This window comes from Streptomyces sp. Act143 (assembly GCF_003143935.1).
In the GTDB taxonomy this organism is placed as follows: Bacteria; Actinomycetota; Actinomycetes; order Streptomycetales; family Streptomycetaceae; genus Streptomyces.
Window position 1 is genome coordinate 3,531,856 of record NZ_QFRX01000001.1, and the last position, 19,373, is coordinate 3,551,228.

General features: G+C 71.7%; 19 protein-coding genes. 5 read left to right on the forward strand and 14 right to left on the reverse strand.

Annotation, left to right across the window (positions count from 1 at the left end; translation table 11 throughout):
• Positions 1–37: 37 nt before the first annotated feature.
• On the forward strand, positions 38–958 hold the full coding sequence (locus tag DI272_RS15610) for an AraC family transcriptional regulator (protein WP_109495957.1): 921 nt from the start codon (positions 38–40) through the stop codon (positions 956–958).
• A gap of 27 nt (positions 959–985) precedes the next feature.
• Here DI272_RS15610 and DI272_RS15615 read toward each other — a convergent pair whose 3' ends face one another.
• Entirely contained in the window at positions 986–1,672 is a 687-nt protein-coding gene (locus DI272_RS15615) for a FadR/GntR family transcriptional regulator (RefSeq protein WP_109495958.1), read from the reverse strand.
• A 210-nt stretch (positions 1,673–1,882) separates the two neighbouring features.
• Between DI272_RS15615 and DI272_RS15620 the strand changes: the two genes are divergently transcribed.
• Positions 1,883–3,490, forward strand: coding sequence for a 2-isopropylmalate synthase (locus DI272_RS15620; RefSeq protein ID WP_109495959.1), 1,608 nt, complete (start codon positions 1,883–1,885; stop codon positions 3,488–3,490).
• A complete protein-coding gene (locus tag DI272_RS15625; RefSeq protein WP_109495960.1) occupies positions 3,487–4,266 on the forward strand; it encodes an ABC transporter ATP-binding protein in 780 nt (259 codons plus the stop codon). Before DI272_RS15620 ends, DI272_RS15625 begins: the two co-directional genes overlap by 4 nt.
• Positions 4,267–4,323: 57 nt before the next feature.
• Here the strand turns inward: DI272_RS15625 and DI272_RS15630 are convergent, their stop codons facing one another.
• Positions 4,324–4,536, reverse strand: a complete 213-nt coding sequence (locus tag DI272_RS15630) for an EF-hand domain-containing protein (protein ID WP_109495961.1) — start codon at positions 4,534–4,536, stop codon at positions 4,324–4,326.
• Between the two features lie 50 nt (positions 4,537–4,586).
• Positions 4,587–5,504: a MerR family transcriptional regulator gene (locus DI272_RS15635; RefSeq protein WP_109495962.1), complete on the reverse strand. Its 918-nt coding sequence runs from the start codon at positions 5,502–5,504 to the stop codon at positions 4,587–4,589.
• 49 nt (positions 5,505–5,553) lie between these two features.
• Between DI272_RS15635 and DI272_RS15640 the strand changes: the two genes are divergently transcribed.
• Positions 5,554–6,219, forward strand: coding sequence for a GNAT family N-acetyltransferase (locus tag DI272_RS15640; RefSeq protein ID WP_109495963.1), 666 nt, complete (start codon positions 5,554–5,556; stop codon positions 6,217–6,219).
• Here DI272_RS15640 and DI272_RS15645 read toward each other — a convergent pair.
• From DI272_RS15645 to DI272_RS15675, 7 genes are all read right to left on the reverse strand, one after another.
• The gene (locus DI272_RS15645; protein ID WP_109500857.1) at positions 6,173–6,766 is read right to left on the reverse strand and encodes an ADP-ribosyltransferase; all 594 of its coding nucleotides are present in this window, start codon (positions 6,764–6,766) and stop codon (positions 6,173–6,175) included. The two genes, DI272_RS15640 and DI272_RS15645, sit on opposite strands and share 47 nt — an antisense overlap.
• A 76-nt stretch (positions 6,767–6,842) precedes the next feature.
• The gene (locus DI272_RS15650; RefSeq protein WP_109495964.1) at positions 6,843–8,021 is read right to left on the reverse strand and encodes a YncE family protein; all 1,179 of its coding nucleotides are present in this window, start codon (positions 8,019–8,021) and stop codon (positions 6,843–6,845) included.
• On the reverse strand, positions 8,021–8,788 hold the full coding sequence (locus tag DI272_RS15655) for a polysaccharide deacetylase family protein (RefSeq protein ID WP_109495965.1): 768 nt from the start codon (positions 8,786–8,788) through the stop codon (positions 8,021–8,023). The genes DI272_RS15650 and DI272_RS15655 overlap by 1 nt, the downstream gene beginning before the upstream one ends.
• Before the next feature lie 108 nt (positions 8,789–8,896).
• Complete coding sequence (locus DI272_RS15660; protein ID WP_109495966.1) at positions 8,897–9,400, reverse strand: ATP-binding protein; 504 nt, start codon at positions 9,398–9,400, stop codon at positions 8,897–8,899.
• 299 nt (positions 9,401–9,699) lie between these two features.
• On the reverse strand, positions 9,700–10,467 hold the full coding sequence (locus tag DI272_RS15665; protein ID WP_109495967.1) for an enoyl-CoA hydratase/isomerase family protein: 768 nt from the start codon (positions 10,465–10,467) through the stop codon (positions 9,700–9,702).
• A 242-nt stretch (positions 10,468–10,709) separates the two neighbouring features.
• Positions 10,710–11,954 carry an Ig-like domain-containing protein gene (locus DI272_RS15670; protein ID WP_258314571.1) on the reverse strand — a complete coding sequence of 415 codons (1,245 nt, stop codon included), beginning with the start codon at positions 11,952–11,954 and terminating at the stop codon, positions 10,710–10,712.
• Between the two features lie 167 nt (positions 11,955–12,121).
• On the reverse strand, positions 12,122–13,339 hold the full coding sequence (locus DI272_RS15675; RefSeq protein WP_109495969.1) for an Ig-like domain-containing protein: 1,218 nt from the start codon (positions 13,337–13,339) through the stop codon (positions 12,122–12,124).
• 151 nt (positions 13,340–13,490) lie between these two features.
• On the opposite strand from DI272_RS15675, the gene glgX reads away from it, so the two are divergent.
• Positions 13,491–15,734 carry a glycogen debranching protein GlgX gene (gene glgX / locus DI272_RS15680; protein ID WP_109495970.1) on the forward strand — a complete coding sequence of 748 codons (2,244 nt, stop codon included), beginning with the start codon at positions 13,491–13,493 and terminating at the stop codon, positions 15,732–15,734.
• A gap of 24 nt (positions 15,735–15,758) precedes the next feature.
• On the opposite strand, the gene DI272_RS15685 is transcribed toward glgX, so the two are convergent.
• The 4 genes from DI272_RS15685 to DI272_RS15700 are packed head-to-tail and all read right to left on the reverse strand — an operon-like array spanning position 15,759 to position 19,299.
• On the reverse strand, positions 15,759–16,415 hold the full coding sequence (locus DI272_RS15685; RefSeq protein WP_109495971.1) for a response regulator transcription factor: 657 nt from the start codon (positions 16,413–16,415) through the stop codon (positions 15,759–15,761).
• Positions 16,408–17,637 carry a sensor histidine kinase gene (locus DI272_RS15690; protein WP_109495972.1) on the reverse strand — a complete coding sequence of 410 codons (1,230 nt, stop codon included), beginning with the start codon at positions 17,635–17,637 and terminating at the stop codon, positions 16,408–16,410. The genes DI272_RS15685 and DI272_RS15690 overlap by 8 nt, the downstream gene beginning before the upstream one ends.
• 25 nt (positions 17,638–17,662) lie before the next feature.
• Positions 17,663–18,397: an ABC transporter permease gene (locus tag DI272_RS15695; protein WP_109495973.1), complete on the reverse strand. Its 735-nt coding sequence runs from the start codon at positions 18,395–18,397 to the stop codon at positions 17,663–17,665.
• The gene (locus tag DI272_RS15700; protein ID WP_109495974.1) at positions 18,394–19,299 is read right to left on the reverse strand and encodes an ABC transporter ATP-binding protein; all 906 of its coding nucleotides are present in this window, start codon (positions 19,297–19,299) and stop codon (positions 18,394–18,396) included. The genes DI272_RS15695 and DI272_RS15700 overlap by 4 nt, the downstream gene beginning before the upstream one ends.
• Between the last annotated feature and the right edge of the window lie 74 nt (positions 19,300–19,373).

The window sequence follows — 19,373 nt, forward strand, 5'->3', positions numbered from 1 at the left end:
CGTCTCACCGCTCCAACTCCCGGCTACGGTGGCGGACATGGACGTACTCAGTGACGCGATCGCCGCGATGCGCACCGGGCGGCCGCACTCCGGGCGCCGGGACAAGTTCGCGCCCTGGGGGATGCGGATCGAGGACTCGGAGGGCGCCGGGTTCCATGTGGTGCTGCGGGGGTCGGCCTGGCTGCTGCCCTCGGCGGGCGAGCCGGTGGCGCTCGCGCCGGGGGACGTGGTGTTCCTGGCGCACGGGCGGGGGTACGCGCTGACCAGCGGGCCCGACGTGGAACCGACGATCGTACGGTTCCAGCCCGACGCGAGCCCGCCCCCGCCCCCGCCTCCCGTACGGGACGCCGTGCCGGACACCGTCCTGCTGTGCGGCGCCTACTGGCTGGACCGCAGCCGGGCGCATCCCCTGCTCGCAGAGCTGCCGGAGGTCGTGCATCTGCCCGCCACGGTCGGCGCCCACCGGTCGCTGCGGGCGACCGTGGAACTGCTGGGCGCGGAGCTGGAGGAGCCGCAGCCGGGGTCGGACACCATCGTCGCCTCGCTGCTGGACACCCTGCTGCTCTACATCCTGCGCGCCTGGTGGCAGGGCGAGGCCCGCACCGACCGGCATCCCACCGGCTGGGCGGCGGCGCTCGCCGACCCCGCGGTGACCGCGGCGCTCCAGGCCGTCCACGCCGCGCCGGACCACCCCTGGACGGTGGAGGAGCTCGGCGCCCACGGCGGTCTGTCCCGGGCGGCGTTCGCCCGCCGGTTCACCGCGCTGGTGGGACGGCCGCCCCTGGCGTATCTGACGTGGTGGCGCATGACGACGGCCGGACGGCTGCTGCGCGAGGCCGACCTGCCGCTCCGCCAGATCGCCCAACGCACCGGTTACACCTCGGAGTTCGCCTTCGCCAAGGCGTTCAAGCGGGAGTACGGGGTGGCTCCGGGGCAGTACCGGAGGAAGGCCTCTTGACCGGGGCCTCCCGGCCAGAACCTCTTTTTACCCCCCGAAGGGGTCCTCCAGTTCCGCCCGTACCACCTCCGCCGCGACCTCCGCGTCCCCGTCGGTCACCGCCCGTACCAGCGCCTCGTGGGCCTCGTCGGCCGTGTTGGGGTCGCGGGTGCGCGCGCCGGTCAGGGTCAGGAGGTCGAGGAGGCCCCGCCTGAGGGCCGGGGTGAACTCCGTGAACAGATCGGCCAGTACGGAGTTGTGCGCGGCCCCCACCACCGTCGCGTGGAGGGCGATGTCGGCGTCGATGAAGGCCTCGTCGTCCAGCTGGGAGGCCGCCCGGCGGCCCGCCAGCGCGCGCTCCATCGCCGCCACGTCCTCCGGCGTCCGGCGCCGCGCGGCCAGCCGGGCCGCGTGGACTTCCAGTCCCATCCGGACCTCGTAGACGTCCGTCACCGCGGCCCGGCGCAGCCGGGTCGGCCAGTCCTCGGCCGGTTCCGTGGCGATGACGAAGACTCCGGCGCCCTGCCGGGGTTGGACCAGCCCCGCCCCGGCCAGCGCGCGCAGTGCCTCACGGACCGTGGAGCGGCCCACGCCCAACTCCTTGGCCAGGGTGGTCTCGCCGGGCAGCCGACTGCCGACCGCCCAGTGGCCGGCGGCGATCTGGGCGCGGAGTCGGTCGGCGGCCTGTTCCACCAAGGGGCTGGGGCGGAGGGGGCCCAGGGGCGAGGACGACATGGGCATACACATTTCTTACTTGTCTGAGGACCTGAGGACTGGCTAGCCTACTCGCATGATCTTCCGTGGTCTCCTTCTTCTCGGGCGCCGCGGCGGGGCCTGACGCGACCGGCACCCCGCCGCGGGTCGTCGTGCTTGCCGGTTCCCCTCCTCGGCAGATGAAGGACGTCAGCCACCGTGTACCGCTGGAATCCGCAAGTGCCCAGTCCCATGCCCCACCACCGTTACCGCCCGTACCACGAGCGGGTGAACGTCCCCGTCACCGACCGGAGTTGGCCCTCCGCCCGGATCGAGCGCGCCCCGCTCTGGGTCCCCGTGGACCTGCGCGACGGCAACCAGGCGCTGGCCGAGCCGATGGACACCGCACGCAAGCGGCGCTTCTACGACCTGATGGTCGCGACCGGCTTCAAGGAGATCGAGGTCGGCTATCCGTCGGCCAGCCGCGCGGAGTTCGACTTCGTACGGCATCTGGTGACCGAGGACGCCGTGCCCGACGACGTGACGCCGGTGGTGTTCACCGCGGCGCGGGCGGATCTGATCGACCGGACCTTCGACTCCGTCGCCGGGCTGCCCCGCGCGGTGGTGCACCTGTATATCGCCACCTCCCCCGTGTGGCGGGACATGGTCCTGGGCCGGGACCGGGACGCGGTGCGGCGGACGGTGCGGGAGGCGGCCGAGCACATGGCGCGGCGGGCCGGAGACGCCTCCGTGCGCTTCCAGTTCAGCCCCGAGACCTTCAATCTCACCGAACCGGACTTCGTCCTGGAACTGTGCGACATGCTGACCGCACTGTGGGACGCGAGCCCCAACCGCCCGGTCACCCACAACCTCCCGGCGACGGTCGAGATCGCGACGCCGAACGTCTACGCCGACCAGATCGAGTACGCCCACCGCAACCTGTCCCGGCGCGACTCGGTCGTCCTCTCCGTCCACCCGCACAACGACCGCGGCACCGGCGTCGCCTGCGCCGAACTGGCGGTCCTGGCGGGGGCTCAGCGCGTGGAGGGCTGTCTGTTCGGCAACGGCGAGCGCACCGGGAACGTCGACCTGGTGACCCTCGCCCTGAACCTGTACGCCCAGGGCGTCGACCCCATGCTCGACCTCAGCGACATCGACCGCGTCAAGGAGACGGTCGAGCACTGCAACCGGCTGCCGGTGCACCCCCGCCACCCCTACGCCGGGGACCTCGTCCACACCGCGTTCTCCGGCACCCACCAGGACGCCATCAGCAAGGGCCTCGCCCATCGGGCCGCCCACCCGGACGAACCCTGGAACGTCCCGTATCTGCCCATCGACCCGGCCGACATCGGCCGTTCCTACGAGGCGGTGATCCGCGTGAACTCCCAGTCCGGCAAGGGCGGGACGGCGTACCTGCTGCGCACCCACCACGGTGTCGACCTGCCACCACGCATGCGCCCGGACTTCTCCCGGGCGGTGCAGGAGACCACGGACGACAGCGGTCGGGAGATGACCCCGAAGGAGCTGTACGACCTGTTCCGCTCGACGTACGTGGTCACGGACGGGGAGGTGGCGCTGGAGGCGTGGTCCGTGCACGAGGACGGGACGGGCGCGCACCGGTTCGTCTGCACCCTGCGCACCGGTGACCGGAGCGGCGACTACGAGGGCACGGGCGCGGGCCCGGTCTCCGCCTTCGTCGACGCCCTGACGGGGGCGGGTCTCGCCGTGCGCGTCCTGGACTTCACCGAGGACGACCGGGCGGCCTACGCCGAGGTCGAGGTGGCCGGGCGCACGGCGTGGGGCGCCGGGGAGAGCGCGACGGCGGCGGTGCTGTCCGCGGTGAACCGGGGGCTGCGGTGACAGAGGTACTCCGCGCGGAAGGCGTGGACGTCGTACGGGAGGGGCGGCCGATCCTCCAGGAGGTGAGCCTGACCGTCCGGGCCGGCGAGCACTGGGCGCTCCTGGGCGCCAACGGGGCCGGCAAGTCGACCCTGTTGAGTCTGCTGGGCGCCAAGGTCCATCCCACCCACGGCACGGTGGAGGTGCTCGGGCGCCGCCTGGGCCGGGTCGACCTGCGCGAACTGCGGGCGTACGTCGGTCATGTCGACCCGCGCCACCCGCTGGCGCAGCCGCTGCACATCCGGGACGTCGTCCTGACCGGTCTCACCAACTCCGTGGCGCCGCTGCCGCGTTGGCGTCCGACGCCCGAGCAGGTGGACCGGGCGGACCGGCTCATCGCCACCCTCGGTCTCGCGGGCCTGCGCGACGCCCGCTGGCCCACGCTGTCGCAGGGGCAGCGCACCAGGACCCTCATCGCGCGTGCGCTGATGCCGGAGCCGCGGCTGCTGCTCCTGGACGAACCGGCGACCGGCCTGGACCTGCCGGGCCGGGAGCAGCTGATCGGGGCGCTGGACGAGCTGCGCCAGGAGCATCCGCCGCTGGCGACGGTCCTGGTCACCCACCACCTGGAGGAGCTGCCCGGCGGCACCACGCACGCCATGCTGCTGCGGGACGGGCGGGTCCTGGCGCAGGGCGCGGCCACCGACGTCCTCACCGACGACCAGCTCTCCAAGTGCTTCGACCTGCCCCTGGTCCTGGACCGGCAGGGCGGCCGCTGGAGCGTGCGCCGGGCATGACGAAGGGGGCGCCCCGGGAGCCTCTCGCAGCTCCTCGGGCGCCCCCTTCCGCGCACGTCACTTGCTCAGGTACGCCCAGAACTCGTCGAAGTCGAGCACCTCGTCGCCGTTGAGGTCACGGGACTTGATGATCACCTCGGCCACCGACTCGGTGACGTTCCAGTCGCCCCCCTGGGCCAGGGCGGTCTTGAACTCGGCCGCGGTGATGACGCCGTCACCGTCCGTGTCGATCCGCTCGAACTGCTTGCGTGCCTCGTCGATGTCGGCCACCGATCCGCCCCTTTTCGTCGTACCTTGCTGGCTTGTTGCCGTGGGTCAGATTAACCGGCGGTACGAGCACGCAGAGCGGCGACCACCCACGCGAACTCCTCGGCGTGCTCGTCGCCCGGTTCGCGGCCGTTCACCAGGGCGATCAACTGCCGGTACCGGTTGGCCCGTGCGTGGAAACCGGCCTCCAGCCGTTCCAGGACGGCGGCCTGGTCGGCGTCCGGTCCGAGCAGTTCGTCCAGGACCGGTCCGGCCTCCGGCGCCTCCGGTGCGATGCCCTGCGCACGGGCCCGTGCGGCGAGTTCCACCAGCCGCTTGAAGAACCACATCGAGGCACCCGGCGGAGCGTCGGGTCCGCGGTCCCGGGCGTTGAACTCCACCATCTGCCGCATCCGCGCCCGGAACTCCGGGTCCTGCACCAGCTCAGCCAGCTCCACCCAGGCGTCCACCTGCTGCGGGGTGGGCTCGTCGGGCAGGTCGACCGCGGTGTGCCGCATCCGCCGCCGGATGTCGGGGTCGGCGGTGTCGAGCCCGTGGAAGACCTCGTCCACGAACTCCTCCATGATCCGCTTCCGTTCGGCGGCCGACAGCCGCGCCAGCTTGTTCATCAGCGTCATCTCCTCCGCGGTCGACCCGCGTCGCGCAACGGTCGACAGCACCGCCCGGGTAGCCTTCAGCGACCGGATCTGCGCGTCCAGCGCCGTGACATGCGCCGCCGCCACCTCCGCGACCGTCCGCTCCCCCGCCAGCACCTTCCGTACGTCGTCCAGGCCGAGGCCCAGCTCGCGCAGGGTGCGGATCAGTTCCAGGCGGGCGGCGGACGTGGCGTCGTAGAGCCGGTAGCCGCCCGTCGAGCGGGCCGCCGGCTCCAGGACCCCCTCGTCCGACCAGTAGCGGATGGTGCGCACGGTCAGTCCGGAGGCCCGGGCCAGCTCGCCGATGGTGAGAAGTCCGGTGCCGTCGTCGATCATGTCTGCGAGTCTGGGCCTTCCAGTGGGTGGAGACTCAAGGGCGGGTGCGGTGAAGACTCTTCGTGACATTCTCGACGCGGCGGCCCGCGGGGTCTTCCCGCCGGCGGACGGCGGTACGACGGTCGTCCCGCAGCACTCGCCCCGGGACGCGGGGGTGCTCGCCTTCACCGCGCACTCCGTCGTCTTCACCGACGAGGATCCCGAGTGGGTGCGCGAGACGCTGCGCGGCCTCGACTGCGACCCGCTCGCCGCGACCATGAACCCGCGGTTCCTGGCGGCCTTCCTGGAGCGGACGGGGCGCACCGCCGAGACCGTCGACACGATGCTGGTCGGCCCGCCGCTGCCCGGCGAGCCCCCGCTGGCGCTGCGGGAGATCGAGGACGCCGGCCACCCGCGGATCGGCTACGCCCGAGGCCGCCGCGACGGCGTGCGGGCCTGGACCGCGGACGGCGGGGTGCTGGTCATGGGGCGCGGGATCGGTGGCCGCCTGGAGGTCTCGGCCGAGGTCGACGAGGACGCACGGCACCGCGGGCTGGGACGCCTCCTGGCGATCGCGGCCCGGCATCTCGCCGCCGAGCCGCTGTGGGCGCAGATCGCACCGGGGAACGCCCGCAGCACGCGGGCGTTCCTGGGGGCCGGTTACCGGCCGGTGGGGGCGGAGATCCTGCTCAGTGCCAGGCCTCGTAGTGCGGGTTGCTCTGACAACCGCTCATGATCTCGACCTTGGTCGTCTTGTTCACCGGGCAGACCCCGATGATGTACTTCCGGGCGATGCCGCCGGGGAAGGCCACCTCGACCTGGTCGGCCCATTTGTGGGTGTCGCCGATGGTCTTGTTGACGTCGATGCCGCCGGGGGCGTCGATGTAGTAGTTGTAGCCCGACTTCCACCACGTCTTGTACAGGTCGTGGTCGTAGGTCGTGGAGACGTATGGGGAGGGCTGGTTGACCAGGACGTACTTCTCGATGTCGTACTGGCCGTTGACGACGTCCTTCGGCTTGAAGCCCTCCGCGAAGACGATCTCCGGACCGCGGCCGTCGCTGCGGTAGAGGGTGCCGCAGGTCTTGCGCCAGACCGGCTCGGGGGTGATCCGGCCGACGTCGACGGTGCGGTCGGCGGCGGCCTTGACGGGGTCGTCGAACTGGACCGGGCAGTCGCGGGGTTCCGGGGCCTTCGCGGGAGCGGCGGCCGCCGTCGTCGCGAACACGGCGGCCAGGGACAGGACGGCGGCAGCGGCCCGCCGCCGCAGGTGAGCTGTGATCATGATGAGCACACTTCCGCTTCCGCGGCGACGGGTTGTGGATCTTCACTCGTACGACGGCATGTCAACTGAGCGGGGATCAGCGGAAGATGCCGGTGTGGCCCAGGGAGTAGCGCCCCGGCTGCGGGTAGACGGCGAGTCCGTGCGGACCGCTGCCGACCTTGACGCGGGCCAGCTGCTCGCCGGTGCGGGTGTCGACGGCGTACACCTCGGAGTTGTAACGCCCCGACAGCCACAGCACCTTGCCGTCGGCCGAGACGCCGCCCATGTCGGGGCTGCCGCCGTCGGGGAGGTGCCACTTCTTCGTGACCTTGTCCTGGGCGAAGTCCCAGACGGAGATGGTGCCTTCACCCCGGTTGGAGACGTACATCTCGCGTGAGTCGCGGCTGACGTAGAGGCCGTGGGTGCCCTTGCCGGTGGGGATGAGCCTCGGCTTGCCGAAGGTGTCGCCGTCGAGGACCCACATGCCGTCGGCCATCATGTCGGCGACGTAGAACCGCTTGCCGTCGGGTGAGATCTTCACGTCCTGCGGCATGGCCCCGTCGAAGGGCAGTTTCTGCTGTCCGACGACCTTCATCTTCTCGGTGTCGACCTTGAGCAGTTCGCCGCTGAACTCGCAGGAGACGATGAAGTACCGGCCGTCCAGGGAGAAGTCGGCGTGGTTGACGCCGTAGCAGGTGACCGGGACGGTCTTCTTGCGCTTCATGGTGTGCGGGTCGCGGAAGACGAGCTCGCGGTCGAGGGAGGCCATGACGACGGCGTACTTGCCGTTGGGCGTGAAGTAGAGGTTGTACGGGTCGTGCACCTCCACCGGCTTGCCCGCCTTGCCGGTCCTCGGGTCGATGGGGGTGAGGGTGTGGCCGCGGTTGTTGTTCACCCACAGGGTCTTCATGTCCCAGGAGGGGACGACGTGTTGGGGCTGCCGGCCGACGTGGATGGTGTCGATGATCCGGTACGTCTCCGGGTCGATGACGGAGACCGTGTCGGACTCGGTGTTGGGGACGTACACCCGGGACGGGAAGTCCTTGACCACCGGGGAGAGCCGGTTGGGGCGGTCGGCGGCGTACACGTCCTTCGGGTCGAGGACCGGCGGCATGCCGGGCAGCCCCTGGACGGGCTTCTTCTTCGGCGGCGCGGGGACGGCCGCCCGGGTGGGGGTGTGGTCGGGGGCGGCGTGGTCCCGGGTCTCGGTGCCGCAGGCGGTGAGGGCGGCGAGGACGACACCCGCGGCCAGGGTCTGCTTCACAAGGCGGTGCATCAGCTGAACAGCTCCGTGGTCGTCACCGCGGCGAGACCGCGGCGGTCGAGTTCTTCCAGTACGGCGGGGAGGGCGGCGACCGTGTCGGCGTACCCGAAGTGCAGGCTCACCACGGACCCGTTGCGCACCTCGCCGAGCACCTTGCGGGTGATCGCCGGGGCGCCGGGAGAGGTGAAGTCCAGGGAGTCGACGTCGTACGACAGGACGTGCGGGTAGCCGACGCGGCGGGCCAGCCCTTCAACGAGCGGCGAGGCCCGGGCGGCACGCGAGGGGCGGAACCAGCTGCCGATGGAGCCGGTGAGCCGGCGGAGCCGGTCGGCGCAGCCCTCGATCTCGGCGAGCGCGTCCGCCTCGGACATGTCGTTGACGCCGAGGTGGTGGAGGGTGTGGTTGCCGAGGTCGTGGCCGCCGTCGAGGATGCGGCGGGCCAGCCCGGGATGCTCGTCGAGCCAGGTGCCGACGGCGAGGACGGTGACATGGGCGCCGTGCTCCTCGGCCGCCCGCAGCAGGGCCGTGGCCGTGGCGGGGTCTCCGTTGCCGTGGAAGGTGAGGGCGACGCGGGGGCGGGTGCGGGGGCCGTGGGTGAGCTGGGCGGGGCGGCCGGGGAAGCGGCGGGGGCCGGGGGCGGGGCCGGGGCGTCTGGCCGAGGGGCTGGGGGAAGGCGCCGGACGGGCGACGGCGCCACTGGTGGCACATCCGGCGGTGAACGCAAGCCCGGCGGTGGCACGGAGCACGGCCCGACGATCGGTAGTGGTCACTCGCCCCATTTAAGGGCGGTTTGCCCTGACTACCGGTCAGCGACCCGCATCTCTGGCGATCGGCGACACGCGTCCCTACCGGCGAGGCCCCCGGTCCCTGCCGATCGACGGCTGCCGCTACCGGTCAGCGACCCGCATCTCGAACCACGTCGTCTTCCCGCGCGGCAGCAGATCGACGCCCCATCGGTCGGACAGCTTGTCCACCAGGAACAGCCCCCGGCCGCTGATGTCCATCTCCTGCACCGGCATCAGACAGGGCAGCCCGCGCGAGGGATCGCGCACCTCGACGCGGATCCAGCCCCGGCGCCGGCGCATCCGGAGTCCGAACACCCGCGCCCCGGTGTGCCGTACCGCGTTGCCCACGAGTTCGGAGACCAGCAGGACCGCGTCCTCGGTCAGCTTCGGGGAGAGCCCCCACTGGCGCAGGACGACCACCTGGGTCAGCCGGCGGGCCGTGGCCGCGGACTCGGGACGGGACGGAAGCGGAACCTCCGCCTCGGTGGGGTTCCCGAACAACTCCAGCGCCTTCTGCGCGTGTTCGTCCTCGACCGTCGGCGACCAGCGCGCCGCGGTCGGACGGCCCTGTCCCCGCGGCTGTTCGATGCCCTCCAGCCCCGCCATGCCCCCATCATGGCCGCACCGGCTGCCGTCCGGGGCCGTTCCTGCTGAATACGCCCCCCGGAATCCACCGTTCCGCAGTTTCCGTTCGGCATATGCCAGGGGCAGTTCAGGGCCTTCGACAGCCCCTCCGACCTGCGGCGGAGGCTCGGTTGGAGGCAATCGACGGTCCCCCTCGACAAGGCAGACTTAAGGTTGCGTTAAGGCTCCCATAAACCGCCCCATCGAGGGACCCGGATCAGACATCCCGTCAATTGCAAGGGGGTCAGGGAAGTTTCCCCGCCCCCCTGCCCGGGCGACCGTCAGAGGAACTTCGCCTTGCCGGGGCCCTCCTCGACGAAGCTGCGCATGCCGATCTCACGGTCGGCGGTGGCGAACAGGCCCGCGAACCAGTTCCGTTCGACCGCGAGGCCGGTGTCGATGTCCGTCTCCAGACCGGTGTCGATCGACTCCTTCGCGGCCCGCAGTGCGATCGCCGGACCCTGCGCGAGCTTCGCCGCCCACGCCTGCGCCTCGCTGTGGACATCGGCGGCCGGGACGACCCGGTCGACCAGTCCCAGCCGCTCGGCCTCGTCCGCCTTGACCATCCGGCCGGTGAAGATCAGGTCCTTCGCCTTGGACGGGCCGATGAGGCGGGCGAGCCGCTGGGTGCCGCCCGCGCCCGGGATCAGGCCGAGCAGGATCTCGGGCTGGCCCAGCTTGGCGTTGTCGGCGGCGATCCGGAAGTCCGCGCACAGCGCCAGCTCGCAACCGCCGCCCAGCGCATACCCGGTGACGGCCGCGACGACCGGCTTGGGGATGCGGGCCACGGCCGTGAAGGAGTCCTGGAGGGCGCGGGCGCGCAGGACCATCGCGGTGTGGTCCATGTTCTGCATTTCCTTGATGTCCGCGCCGGCCGCGAACACCTTCTCCCCGCCGTAGATCACCACGGCCCGCACGTCCTCACGCCGGGTCGCCTCCTCGGCGAGCTCCTTGAGGCGGTCCTGGGTGGCGACGTCCAGGGCGTTCATGGGCGGACGGTCGAGAAGAAGGGTGCCGACGCCTTCGGCGACTTCCAGAGTTACGGTCATGGGGGCAGGTTAACGGGGACTAACGGCGAGCGGCCAAGGTGCCGTCAGTCACACCCGGCCGGGGGTCCGGGGGTCGCCCCCGGGCAGACACAGCACGGGGACTAACGGCGAGCGGCCAAGGTGCCGTCAGTCACACCCGGCCGGGGGTCCGGGGGTCGCCCCGGGCAGACACAGCACGGGGACCAACGGCAGCGGCCCCGGTGGAGTTGCTCACACCGGGGCCGTATCTCATTGTCGTGCGTCTACTTCTTCCACTCCGCCCAGGACATGTTCCAGCCGTTGTAGCCGTTGTCCGGCGCCACCGTGGCATCGTTGGAGTGCTTCACGATCACCACGTCGCCGATGATCGAGTGGTCGAAGAACCACGCGGCCGGCAGGGAACGGTCACCGCCGCCGCGGATGTCGCGCAGGCCGACGCAGCCGTGGCTGGCGTTGTAGTTGCCGAAGGCGTCGCCGCCCCAGTAGTTGCCGTGGATGAAGGTGCCCGAGTTGGTCAGGCGCATGGCGTCGGGGACGTCCTTGATGTCGTACTCGCCGCCGTAGCCGACCGTCTCGCCGTTCATCCGGGTCACCCGCAGCCGCTCGCTGATGACCATCTGGCCGTTCCAGGTGTCGTAGCCGGGCTTGCCGGTGGTGACCGGCAGGGTCTTGATGACCTTGCCGTCCTGCATGACCTTCATCGTGTGCTTCTTGGCGTCCACGACCGAGACCTGGTTGCGGCCGATGGTGAAGGAGACGGTCTTGGCCTGCTTGCCGTAGACGCCGTCGCGGCCCTCGACACCGTCGAGGTTGAGGTCGACGGTGACCTTGGTGCCCTCCGCCCAGTACTCCTCGGGGCGGAAGTCGAGGCGGTCGTTGCCGAACCAGTGTCCCTCGACGTCGACGGCCGGCTCGGTCTTGATGCTGATGGCCTTCTCGACGTCCTCGGGGTTGGTGATGCCCCGGGTGAAGCGGATCGAGAAGGGCATACCGACGCCGACCTTCGAGCCGTCCTCCGGCGTGAAGTTGCCGACGAAAGTGTTCTTCGGCGTCAGCGTGGTGAAGCTGGAGTCCTCGGCGGCCTCACGGCCCTCGGAGTCCTTCGCGACCGCGTGCACCGTGTACCGGGTGGACCCGGCCAGATGGGTGGACGGCGTCCAGGAGGCGCCGTCCGCGGATATCTCACCCTCGACCTTGTCGCCCTTGGCCGTCTTGACCTCGACGGTCGTCAACTTGCCCTTGCTGGCGCTCACCTTGAGGGCGCCGCTGGTCTCCACGGACTTGGCGCCGTCCTTGGGCGCGATGGCGACGACGGCCGCCGACTGCTTGCTCTCGGCGGCGCTCGCGTCCTCGCCCTTGCCGGAACCGGCCTTGCCGTCCGAGTCCCCGCCGCCTCCGCCGCACGCGGTGACGGCGACCAGCATCACTCCGGACACCACGGCCATCCAGCCCTTGCGCCGCCGCGCGCGTGCGTCAACCGACGCCCCCGATATCGGTCGCACCTTCAAGTTTTTCTCCCCTCGCCGGGCCCGGTCCAGGCCCGCAACCCCCTGCGCGTCCCGCGCACTCGGCGCATATTAACCGCAAGATCCCGGCCATCGGCGGGGTGCGATTGTCACCGTTCGGTCCCAACCGCGCCCCCTGCACCGGCCGTCGCCCCGGCCCCCTCACCTGGCTACTTCACCGCGCTGCCCGCCTTCCAGTCCTTCCATCCCATATTCCACCCTCCGAGGCCGTTGTCAGGAGCGACCTTTTTGTCATTGCTGTGGACGACCTCGACGACGTCCCCGATGAGGCTGCGGTCGAAGAACCAGCCCGCGGGGGTGTCCGAGCCGCCGCCCTTCACATCCCTGAGACCGACACAGCCGTGGCTGACATTGACCTTGCCGGGGGCGTTCGGCGCCCAGTAGTTGCCGTGCAGGAAGGTGCCGGAGTCGGTGAGGCGCATGGCGTGCGGGACGTCCGGGATGTCGTACTCGCCGCCGAAACCGACCGTGCGGCTGTTCATGCGGGTCACTTCGAGCATCTCGGTGACGACCATCTTGCCGTTGTAGGTCGTGGTCCGGGGCGCCCCGGCCGTGATCGGCACGGTGGCCAGCAGCTCGCCGTCCCGCCTGACCTGCATGGTGTGCTTGGCGGCGTCGACGAGGGAGACCTGGCTGCGGCCGACGGTGAAGGCGAACGTCTTGTACTGCAGGCCGTAGACGCCGGGAGCGCCTTCGACGTCCCGCAGCCGCAGCGCGACCGTCACCCGGGTGCCGGGCTTCCAGTACCGCTCGGGGCGGAAGTCGAGGCGGCCCTTGCCGAACCAGTGCGGGCGGATCTCGACGGGCGGCTCGGCGGTGACGTGGACGGCGCGTTCGACGGCGGCGCGGTCGGTGATCTCGCGGTTGAACTCCAGCGAGACGATCATTCCGGTGCCGACCGTGGAACGGTTCTCCGGGGTGACGTAGCCGATGAAGCGCTCGTCGGGGACGTAGGTGGTGAAGGTCGAGTGCCGCGCCGACCGCCGCCCGTGGCCGTCGAGGGCGACGGCGTCGACGGTGTACTTCGCGGCGAGGGCGAGCCGCGCCTCGTCGGGCTCCCAGCGCAGGCCGTCCTCGGAGATGTGCCCGGGCACCGGGGTGTCCTGCGCGTCCTGGGACTTGACGACGGTGACGGACTCCAGGCGCCCGCTGGGCACCCGCACCGTGAACCTGCTCTCCCGCCCTACGCCCCTGGCCCCGTCGTCGGGGGTGACCCGGATGACGTCCTCGGGTGCCGGCGGTTTCCCGAGCCCGCCGAGGTCGAGCCCGCCCGAGCCCGAAGTGCAGCCGGCCAGCAGTCCTGCCCATGTCAGTACGGCGGCCAGAGCGGTCGCCACGCGCCGAGCGCGCCCGTGTGCATGCCTCACAGGGGACCCAACGACGGGGCCCGCCCTGGGGAAACGTGAGTGCGAGCCCAGCTCTGGGCAGAACAGTGGGGAGGACGACGCGACGGGGAGCCGCGGCCGGGACGCCGTGCGCCCATTTTCGCGCCGTTCCGTGAGCCGTAGGAGGCCTGAGGTGTCCAGCGCAGCCGAGCAGGAGGCGGTGGCCGAGGACGTACGTCCGGCCGTCGTGAACGGTGCCCGGCGCACGCCGTCGGCGCCGGCAGTGCCTGTGTGGCCGGGTGCGCCCGTGCCGCTGGGCGCCCGGTTCCGGGTGGGTCCGGACGGGGTCGCGGGGACCAACTTCGCGCTGTGGGCGGGGGGTGCGGAGGGCGTCGAGCTGTGCCTGTTCGACGAGCGGGGCAAGGAGACCCGGGCCCGGCTGACCGAGCTGACGCACGAGATCTGGCACGGGTTCGTGCCGGGCGTCATGCCGGGGCAGCGGTACGGCTACCGGGTGCACGGGCGCTGGGACCCCTGGACCGGCGGTCGCTGGAACCCGGCGAAGCTGCTCCTCGACCCGTACGCGCGCGCGGTGGACGGCGACTTCAGCCTGCCGCCCGAGGTGTACGGGCACGTCCGCGACTGGCCCCAGCAGCAGGTCGCCGACACCGTGCGCGACGACCGGGACTCGGCGCCGTACGTCCCCAAGGGCGTGGTCGTCCACGACGACGCCCCCGACGACGAGTGGGCCGACGACCGGCGCCCGAAGACCCCTTGGGCGGACTCCGTCATCTACGAACTGCACGTGCGCGGCTTCACGAAGCTGCACCCCGGCATTCCCGAGGAACTCCGGGGCACCTACGCCGGGTTGGCGCACCCGGCCGCGATCGAGCACCTGACGAAGCTCGGCGTCACGGCCGTGGAGCTGCTGCCCGTCCACCAGTTCGCGCACGAGGACCATCTGCTGCGCCGCGGCCTGAAGAACTACTGGGGCTACAACTCCATCGGCTACTTCGCCCCGCACGCCGCCTACGCCGCCTCCGGCACCACCGGCCAGCAGGTCGGCGAGTTCCGCCGCATGGTGCGGGCGCTGCACGAGGCCGGGATCGAGGTCATCCTCGACGTGGTCTACAACCACACCGCCGAAGCGGGCGAGTTGGGCCCCACGCTGTCGCTGAAGGGCATCGACAACCGCGGCTACTACCGGCTCCAGTCGGACGCCCGCAGGTACGCCGACTACACCGGCTGCGGCAACACGCTCCACGTCGTGCAGCCGCACGTCCTGCGCCTGATCACCGACTCGCTGCGCTACTGGGTCACCGAGATGGGCGTCGACGGCTTCCGCTTCGACCTGGCCGCCGCGCTGGCCCGCTCGATGCACGACGTCGACATGCTGTCGCCGTTCCTCGCGGTGATCGCGCAGGACCCGGTGCTGCGGCGGGTGAAGCTGATCGCCGAACCGTGGGACGTCGGCTCCGGCGGCTACCAGGTGGGCGCCTTCCCGCCGCTGTGGACGGAGTGGAACGACCGGTACCGCAACGCCGTACGGGACTTCTGGCGCGGTGCGCTGCCGGACGTACGCGACCTCGGGTACCGGCTGTCGGGGTCGAGCGACCTGTACGCGTGGGGCGGTCGCCGCCCGTACGCCTCGGTCAACTTCATCACCGCGCACGACGGTTTCACGCTGCGGGACATGGTGTCCTACGAGCGCAAGCACAACGAGGCCAACGGCGAGGGGAACCGGGACGGGTCGGACGACAACCGGTCGTGGAACTGCGGGGCCGAGGGCGAGACCGACGAGGAGCGGGTACGGGCGCTGCGGCGGCGCCAGTTGCGCAATCTGCTCACCACCCTGCTGCTGTCGACGGGGGTGCCGATGCTGGTCGCGGGCGATGAGCTGGGGCGCACGCAGCGCGGCAACAACAACGCGTACTGCCAGGACAACGAAATCAGCTGGCTGGACTGGGAACTGCTGGAACAGCCGGGCTGGAAGGCCCTGTTCGAGCTCACGTCCCGGCTGATCGCGCTGCGGCACGCGCACCCCGTGCTGCGCCGCCGGGCCTTCTTCTCCGGGCGGGCGCACTCCGCGGACGGGCTGCGCGATCTGGCGTGGTTCACGTCCCGCGGCACCGAGATGACGGAACGGGACTGGTACGCGCCGGCCGCCACGCTCGGCATGTACCTCTCCGGGCGGGACATCCCGGGGCGCGACGACCGCGGCGATCCCGTCCTGGACGACAGCTTCCTCGCGGTCCTGCACGCCGGGGACCGCCCGGCGTCCTTCGTCCTGCCGGGTCCGCCGTGGGCGGAGCGGTACGAGGTCGTCGTCGACACCTCGCGGGAGGACCAGGGGGCGGCACCGGAGGTGGTGCACCGGGCGGGGGCGTCGATCACGGTGCCGGCACGGGCGGTGCTGCTGCTGAAGGTGGCCGACTGAGGACGTCCCTTCCCGCGCGCCGGGCTACCCGAGAATCCCCCGCTGGTAGGCCGTGGCCACCGCTGCCGCGCGGTCGTTGACGCCCAGCTTGGTGTACAGGTGGGTGAGATGGGTCTTCACGGTGGCCTCGCTGATGAAGAGCTCGCGGGCGATCTCGCGGTTGGACGTGCCCTTGGCGACGAGGGACAGCACTTCGCGTTCGCGTGCGGAGAGCGGCTCGTTGCCGGGGGTGCGGACGGCCGAGACCAGCCGGGTGGCCACGGCCGGGGACAGCACCGTACGGCCCTCCGCCGCCGCGCGGACCGCCGTGAACAGCTCGTCGCGCGGGGCGTCCTTGAGCAGATAGCCCGTCGCGCCCGCCTCGATGGCGGGGAGGGTGTCGGAGTCGGTGTCGTACGTCGTCAGCACCAGGACCTTGGCGCGGGCGCCGCGGCGGGTCAGTTCCCGGATGGCGTCGACTCCCCCGCCGCCCGGCATGCGCAGGTCCATCAGGATCACGTCCGGGTCGAGGGCGGCGGCCCGCTCCAGCGCTTCCACGCCGTTGGCCGCCTCGCCCAGGACACGGAAGCCGGGGGCGTTCTCGAACATGCCGCGCAGGCCGTCCCGTACCACGGGGTGGTCGTCGACGATGAGCAGGGAGACGGCGTCGACGCGGGACGCGTTCATCGCGGAGTCATTCATGGCGGACCAACGGTACGCGAGCCGACAGGGCCGTGCCGTGGCCGGGCTCGGACTCCACGGTGAGGGAGCCCGCGATGCGTTCGGCGCGGGCGCGCATGCCGTCGAGGCCGAAGCCGCCGGTGCGGGTGCGTTCGGGGACGGCGGCGGGGTCGAAGCCCTGCCCGTCGTCGCGGATGTCGAGGATGACCTCGTCGCCCAGGTAGGACAGGGTGACGCCGACGCGGTCGGCCCGCGCGTGGCGGGCCGCGTTGGACAGGGCCTCCTGGACGATCCTCAGCAGGGTCGCCGAGACCTCGTCGTGGAGCTGTTCGGCGGTGCCGGTGACGGTGAACTCGGCCCGTGTGCCCGTCCGTTCACCCCATTCGGCGACCGTCTTCTTCAGGGCCTCGGCGAGCCCCGCGTTCTCCAGCGCGACGGGGGCGAGGTTGTGCACCGAGCGGCGGGCCTCGCCGAGGCTGTGCCGGGCCAGGTCGGAGGCGCGGGCCAGGTGGGTGCGGGCCACCTCCAGGTCGGGGGCGTTCGCGACCACCTGGAGCTGGGCGATGATGCCGGTCAGGCCCTGGGCGATGGTGTCGTGGATCTCGGCGGCGAGCCGCCGGCGTTCGTCGGCGACGCCCGCTTCCCGCGCCTGGACGAGGAGTTGGGCGTGCAGGGCGGCGTTCTCGTCGAGCGCCTGGCGCAACGCCTCGATGGTGGCGGCGCGTTCGCGGGAGCGCTGCTCCTCCTGGAAGGTGAGGTGGGCGACGGCCATCAGCAGCGCGTTGTTGGCCACCAGGAGCCCGCCGAACACCGCCACCTGGGCCCAGCTGCGGAACGGCAGCCCGCCGGACTGCGAGCCCGCCACCACGACGGAGGTGGCGAACAGCCCAAGGCGCTGCCGCCGTACTCCCGGGATCACCTCGTCGGCGTCGAAGTAGCCGGTGACCGCGTAGAACGCGAAGAACGGGTTGATCCAGGTGAGGGCGAAGGCGATCGCCCAGCGCAGGACGTAGTAGACGACACCGCGCCGGGACGGGAGACGACGGCCCCGGCGGGGTCCGTGCCACAGCTGGAGTGCGATCGCGGCGACCACCAGGGCACCGGCCGCGTACCACTCGGCGGGCCCCATCATCAGGTCGCCGGTGACGGCCGAGAGGAAGGTGCCGACGGCGAGCAGCCCGTAGGGGCCCCAGGTGTGGAACTGGTTCCAGCGCCGCTCGATCTGTTCGTCAGCCGCGGTCATGACCCCAGTCTGCACGGTGGGCCGCCTACTCCCAGCGGAACCAGCGCGCGGCGCCGGCCGTCAGCAGGACCGTCCAGACGACGAGGACGCCCAGGTGGGTCCAGCCGATCCAGTCGCCCGCCGCCGCCCGGTTCAGGGCCTCGGCCGCCGCGCCGAAGGGGGTGCAGCCGACGATCCGGGCGAGGACGTCCGGCATGGTCTGCACCGGCGCCCACAGGCCCGCGCAGAACATCGCCGGGAAGAACACGGCCGAGCCGACGGCACCGGCGATCTTCGTCGTCCGGGACAGCGCGCAGACGACGGCGCCGAGCGCGAGGGCGACCGACACGGCCAGGACGAGGGCGAGGAGGTAGCCCGCGGGCTGCTCGGGCAGCCGTACGTCGAAGGCGAGCCTCCCGACGGTGAGCGCGAGCAGCGCGGAGGCGAGCGCGGCGCCGCCGAACACCGTCATCTGGGCGGCCAGCAGCGCCGCGGGCCGTACCGGCGTGGTGGCCATCCGGCGCAGGATGCCGCGCTCGCGGTAGCCGGTCAGGGTCTGCGGCATCGCCTGGAGGCCGCCCACGATCAGGCCGAGGAGGACGGCGACCGGGACGTAGACGTCGATGGTGCGCAGCCCGCCGAGGTCGGCCTCGGGGTCCCGGAAGGAGGGGATCGAGCCGAGGATGACCAGCAGCAGGGTCGGGAAGAGCAGGATCCAGAACAGGGCACCGGGTTCGCGGCGGAAGAGGCGGATCTCGGTGCGCAGGACGGCGGTGTTCATGCCGCGGCCTCTTTCGTCAGGTCGAGGAAGGCGTCGTCGAGGGTGGCCTCGGTGACGCGGAGCTGGTGGGCGGTGACGTGGCTGCGGGCCAGCAGCGTGATCACGGCGTTGACCGTCTCGTCGGTGCCGGAGAGGGTGACGCGGCCGTCCTTGCGGGCGATCGAGGCGAGCGCGGGCAGGGCGTTCAGGTCGCGGTCGTCCAGCGGGGCGGACGGGGTGAAGCTGATGACGGTGGCTCCGGCGGAGCGGCGGATCAGCCCGGCCGGGGTGTCGAGGGCGGCGATCCGGCCCTTGTCGATCACGGCGATCCGGTCGCAGAGCCGCTGGGCCTCCTCCATGAAGTGGGTGACGAGGAGGACGGTGACGCCGCCCGCGCGGATGTCCTCGATCAGCTCCCAGGTGTCCCTGCGGGCGCGCGGGTCCAGGCCGGTGGTCAGCTCGTCGAGGACGACAACCCTCGGGTTGCCGATGAGCGCGAGCGCGATGAACAGGCGCTGCTTCTGCCCGCCGGACAGCTTCGCGAACCGGGTGGTGAGCTTGCCGGTCAGACCGAGGCGTTCGGCGAGGGGCCGCCAGTCGGCGGGGTGGTCGTGGAAGGAGGCGTACAGCTCCAGTGCCTCGCGGACGGTGAGCTTGGCCTGGAGCTCGCTCTGCTGGAGCTGGGCGCCCAGGACGCGGGCGACCTTCTCGTGGTCGGCGATCGGGTCGAGCCCGGTGACCCGGACCCGGCCGCCGTCGGGGACGCGCAGCCCCTCGACGCACTCGACGGTGGTGGTCTTGCCGGCTCCGTTGGGGCCGAGGACGCCGAAGATCTCGCCCTCCTGGACGGCGAAGGAGACACCGTCGACGACGGTCCGGCCGCCGTAGGCCTTGCGCAGTTCGCTGACTTCGATGACGGACATGGCAGCAGCGTCGCCGGAGGGCGGGTGCGGGCACATCGGCCGTCGCGCTCGGACCGGCATCAGCCGATCGGTTG

Coding starts and splice junctions, on each gene's coding strand:
- DI272_RS15610 (WP_109495957.1), top strand. CDS start 38: ATGGACGTACTCAGTGACGCGATCGCCGCGATGCGCACCGGGCGGCCG.
- DI272_RS15615 (WP_109495958.1), bottom strand. CDS start 1,672: ATGTCGTCCTCGCCCCTGGGCCCCCTCCGCCCCAGCCCCTTGGTGGAA.
- DI272_RS15620 (WP_109495959.1), top strand. CDS start 1,883: ATGCCCCACCACCGTTACCGCCCGTACCACGAGCGGGTGAACGTCCCC.
- DI272_RS15635 (WP_109495962.1), bottom strand. CDS start 5,504: ATGATCGACGACGGCACCGGACTTCTCACCATCGGCGAGCTGGCCCGG.
- DI272_RS15645 (WP_109500857.1), bottom strand. CDS start 6,766: ATGATCACAGCTCACCTGCGGCGGCGGGCCGCTGCCGCCGTCCTGTCC.
- DI272_RS15650 (WP_109495964.1), bottom strand. CDS start 8,021: ATGCACCGCCTTGTGAAGCAGACCCTGGCCGCGGGTGTCGTCCTCGCC.
- DI272_RS15655 (WP_109495965.1), bottom strand. CDS start 8,788: ATGGGGCGAGTGACCACTACCGATCGTCGGGCCGTGCTCCGTGCCACC.
- DI272_RS15660 (WP_109495966.1), bottom strand. CDS start 9,400: ATGGCGGGGCTGGAGGGCATCGAACAGCCGCGGGGACAGGGCCGTCCG.
- DI272_RS15665 (WP_109495967.1), bottom strand. CDS start 10,467: ATGACCGTAACTCTGGAAGTCGCCGAAGGCGTCGGCACCCTTCTTCTC.
- DI272_RS15685 (WP_109495971.1), bottom strand. CDS start 16,415: ATGAATGACTCCGCGATGAACGCGTCCCGCGTCGACGCCGTCTCCCTG.
- DI272_RS15690 (WP_109495972.1), bottom strand. CDS start 17,637: ATGACCGCGGCTGACGAACAGATCGAGCGGCGCTGGAACCAGTTCCAC.
- DI272_RS15695 (WP_109495973.1), bottom strand. CDS start 18,397: ATGAACACCGCCGTCCTGCGCACCGAGATCCGCCTCTTCCGCCGCGAA.
- DI272_RS15700 (WP_109495974.1), bottom strand. CDS start 19,299: ATGTCCGTCATCGAAGTCAGCGAACTGCGCAAGGCCTACGGCGGCCGG.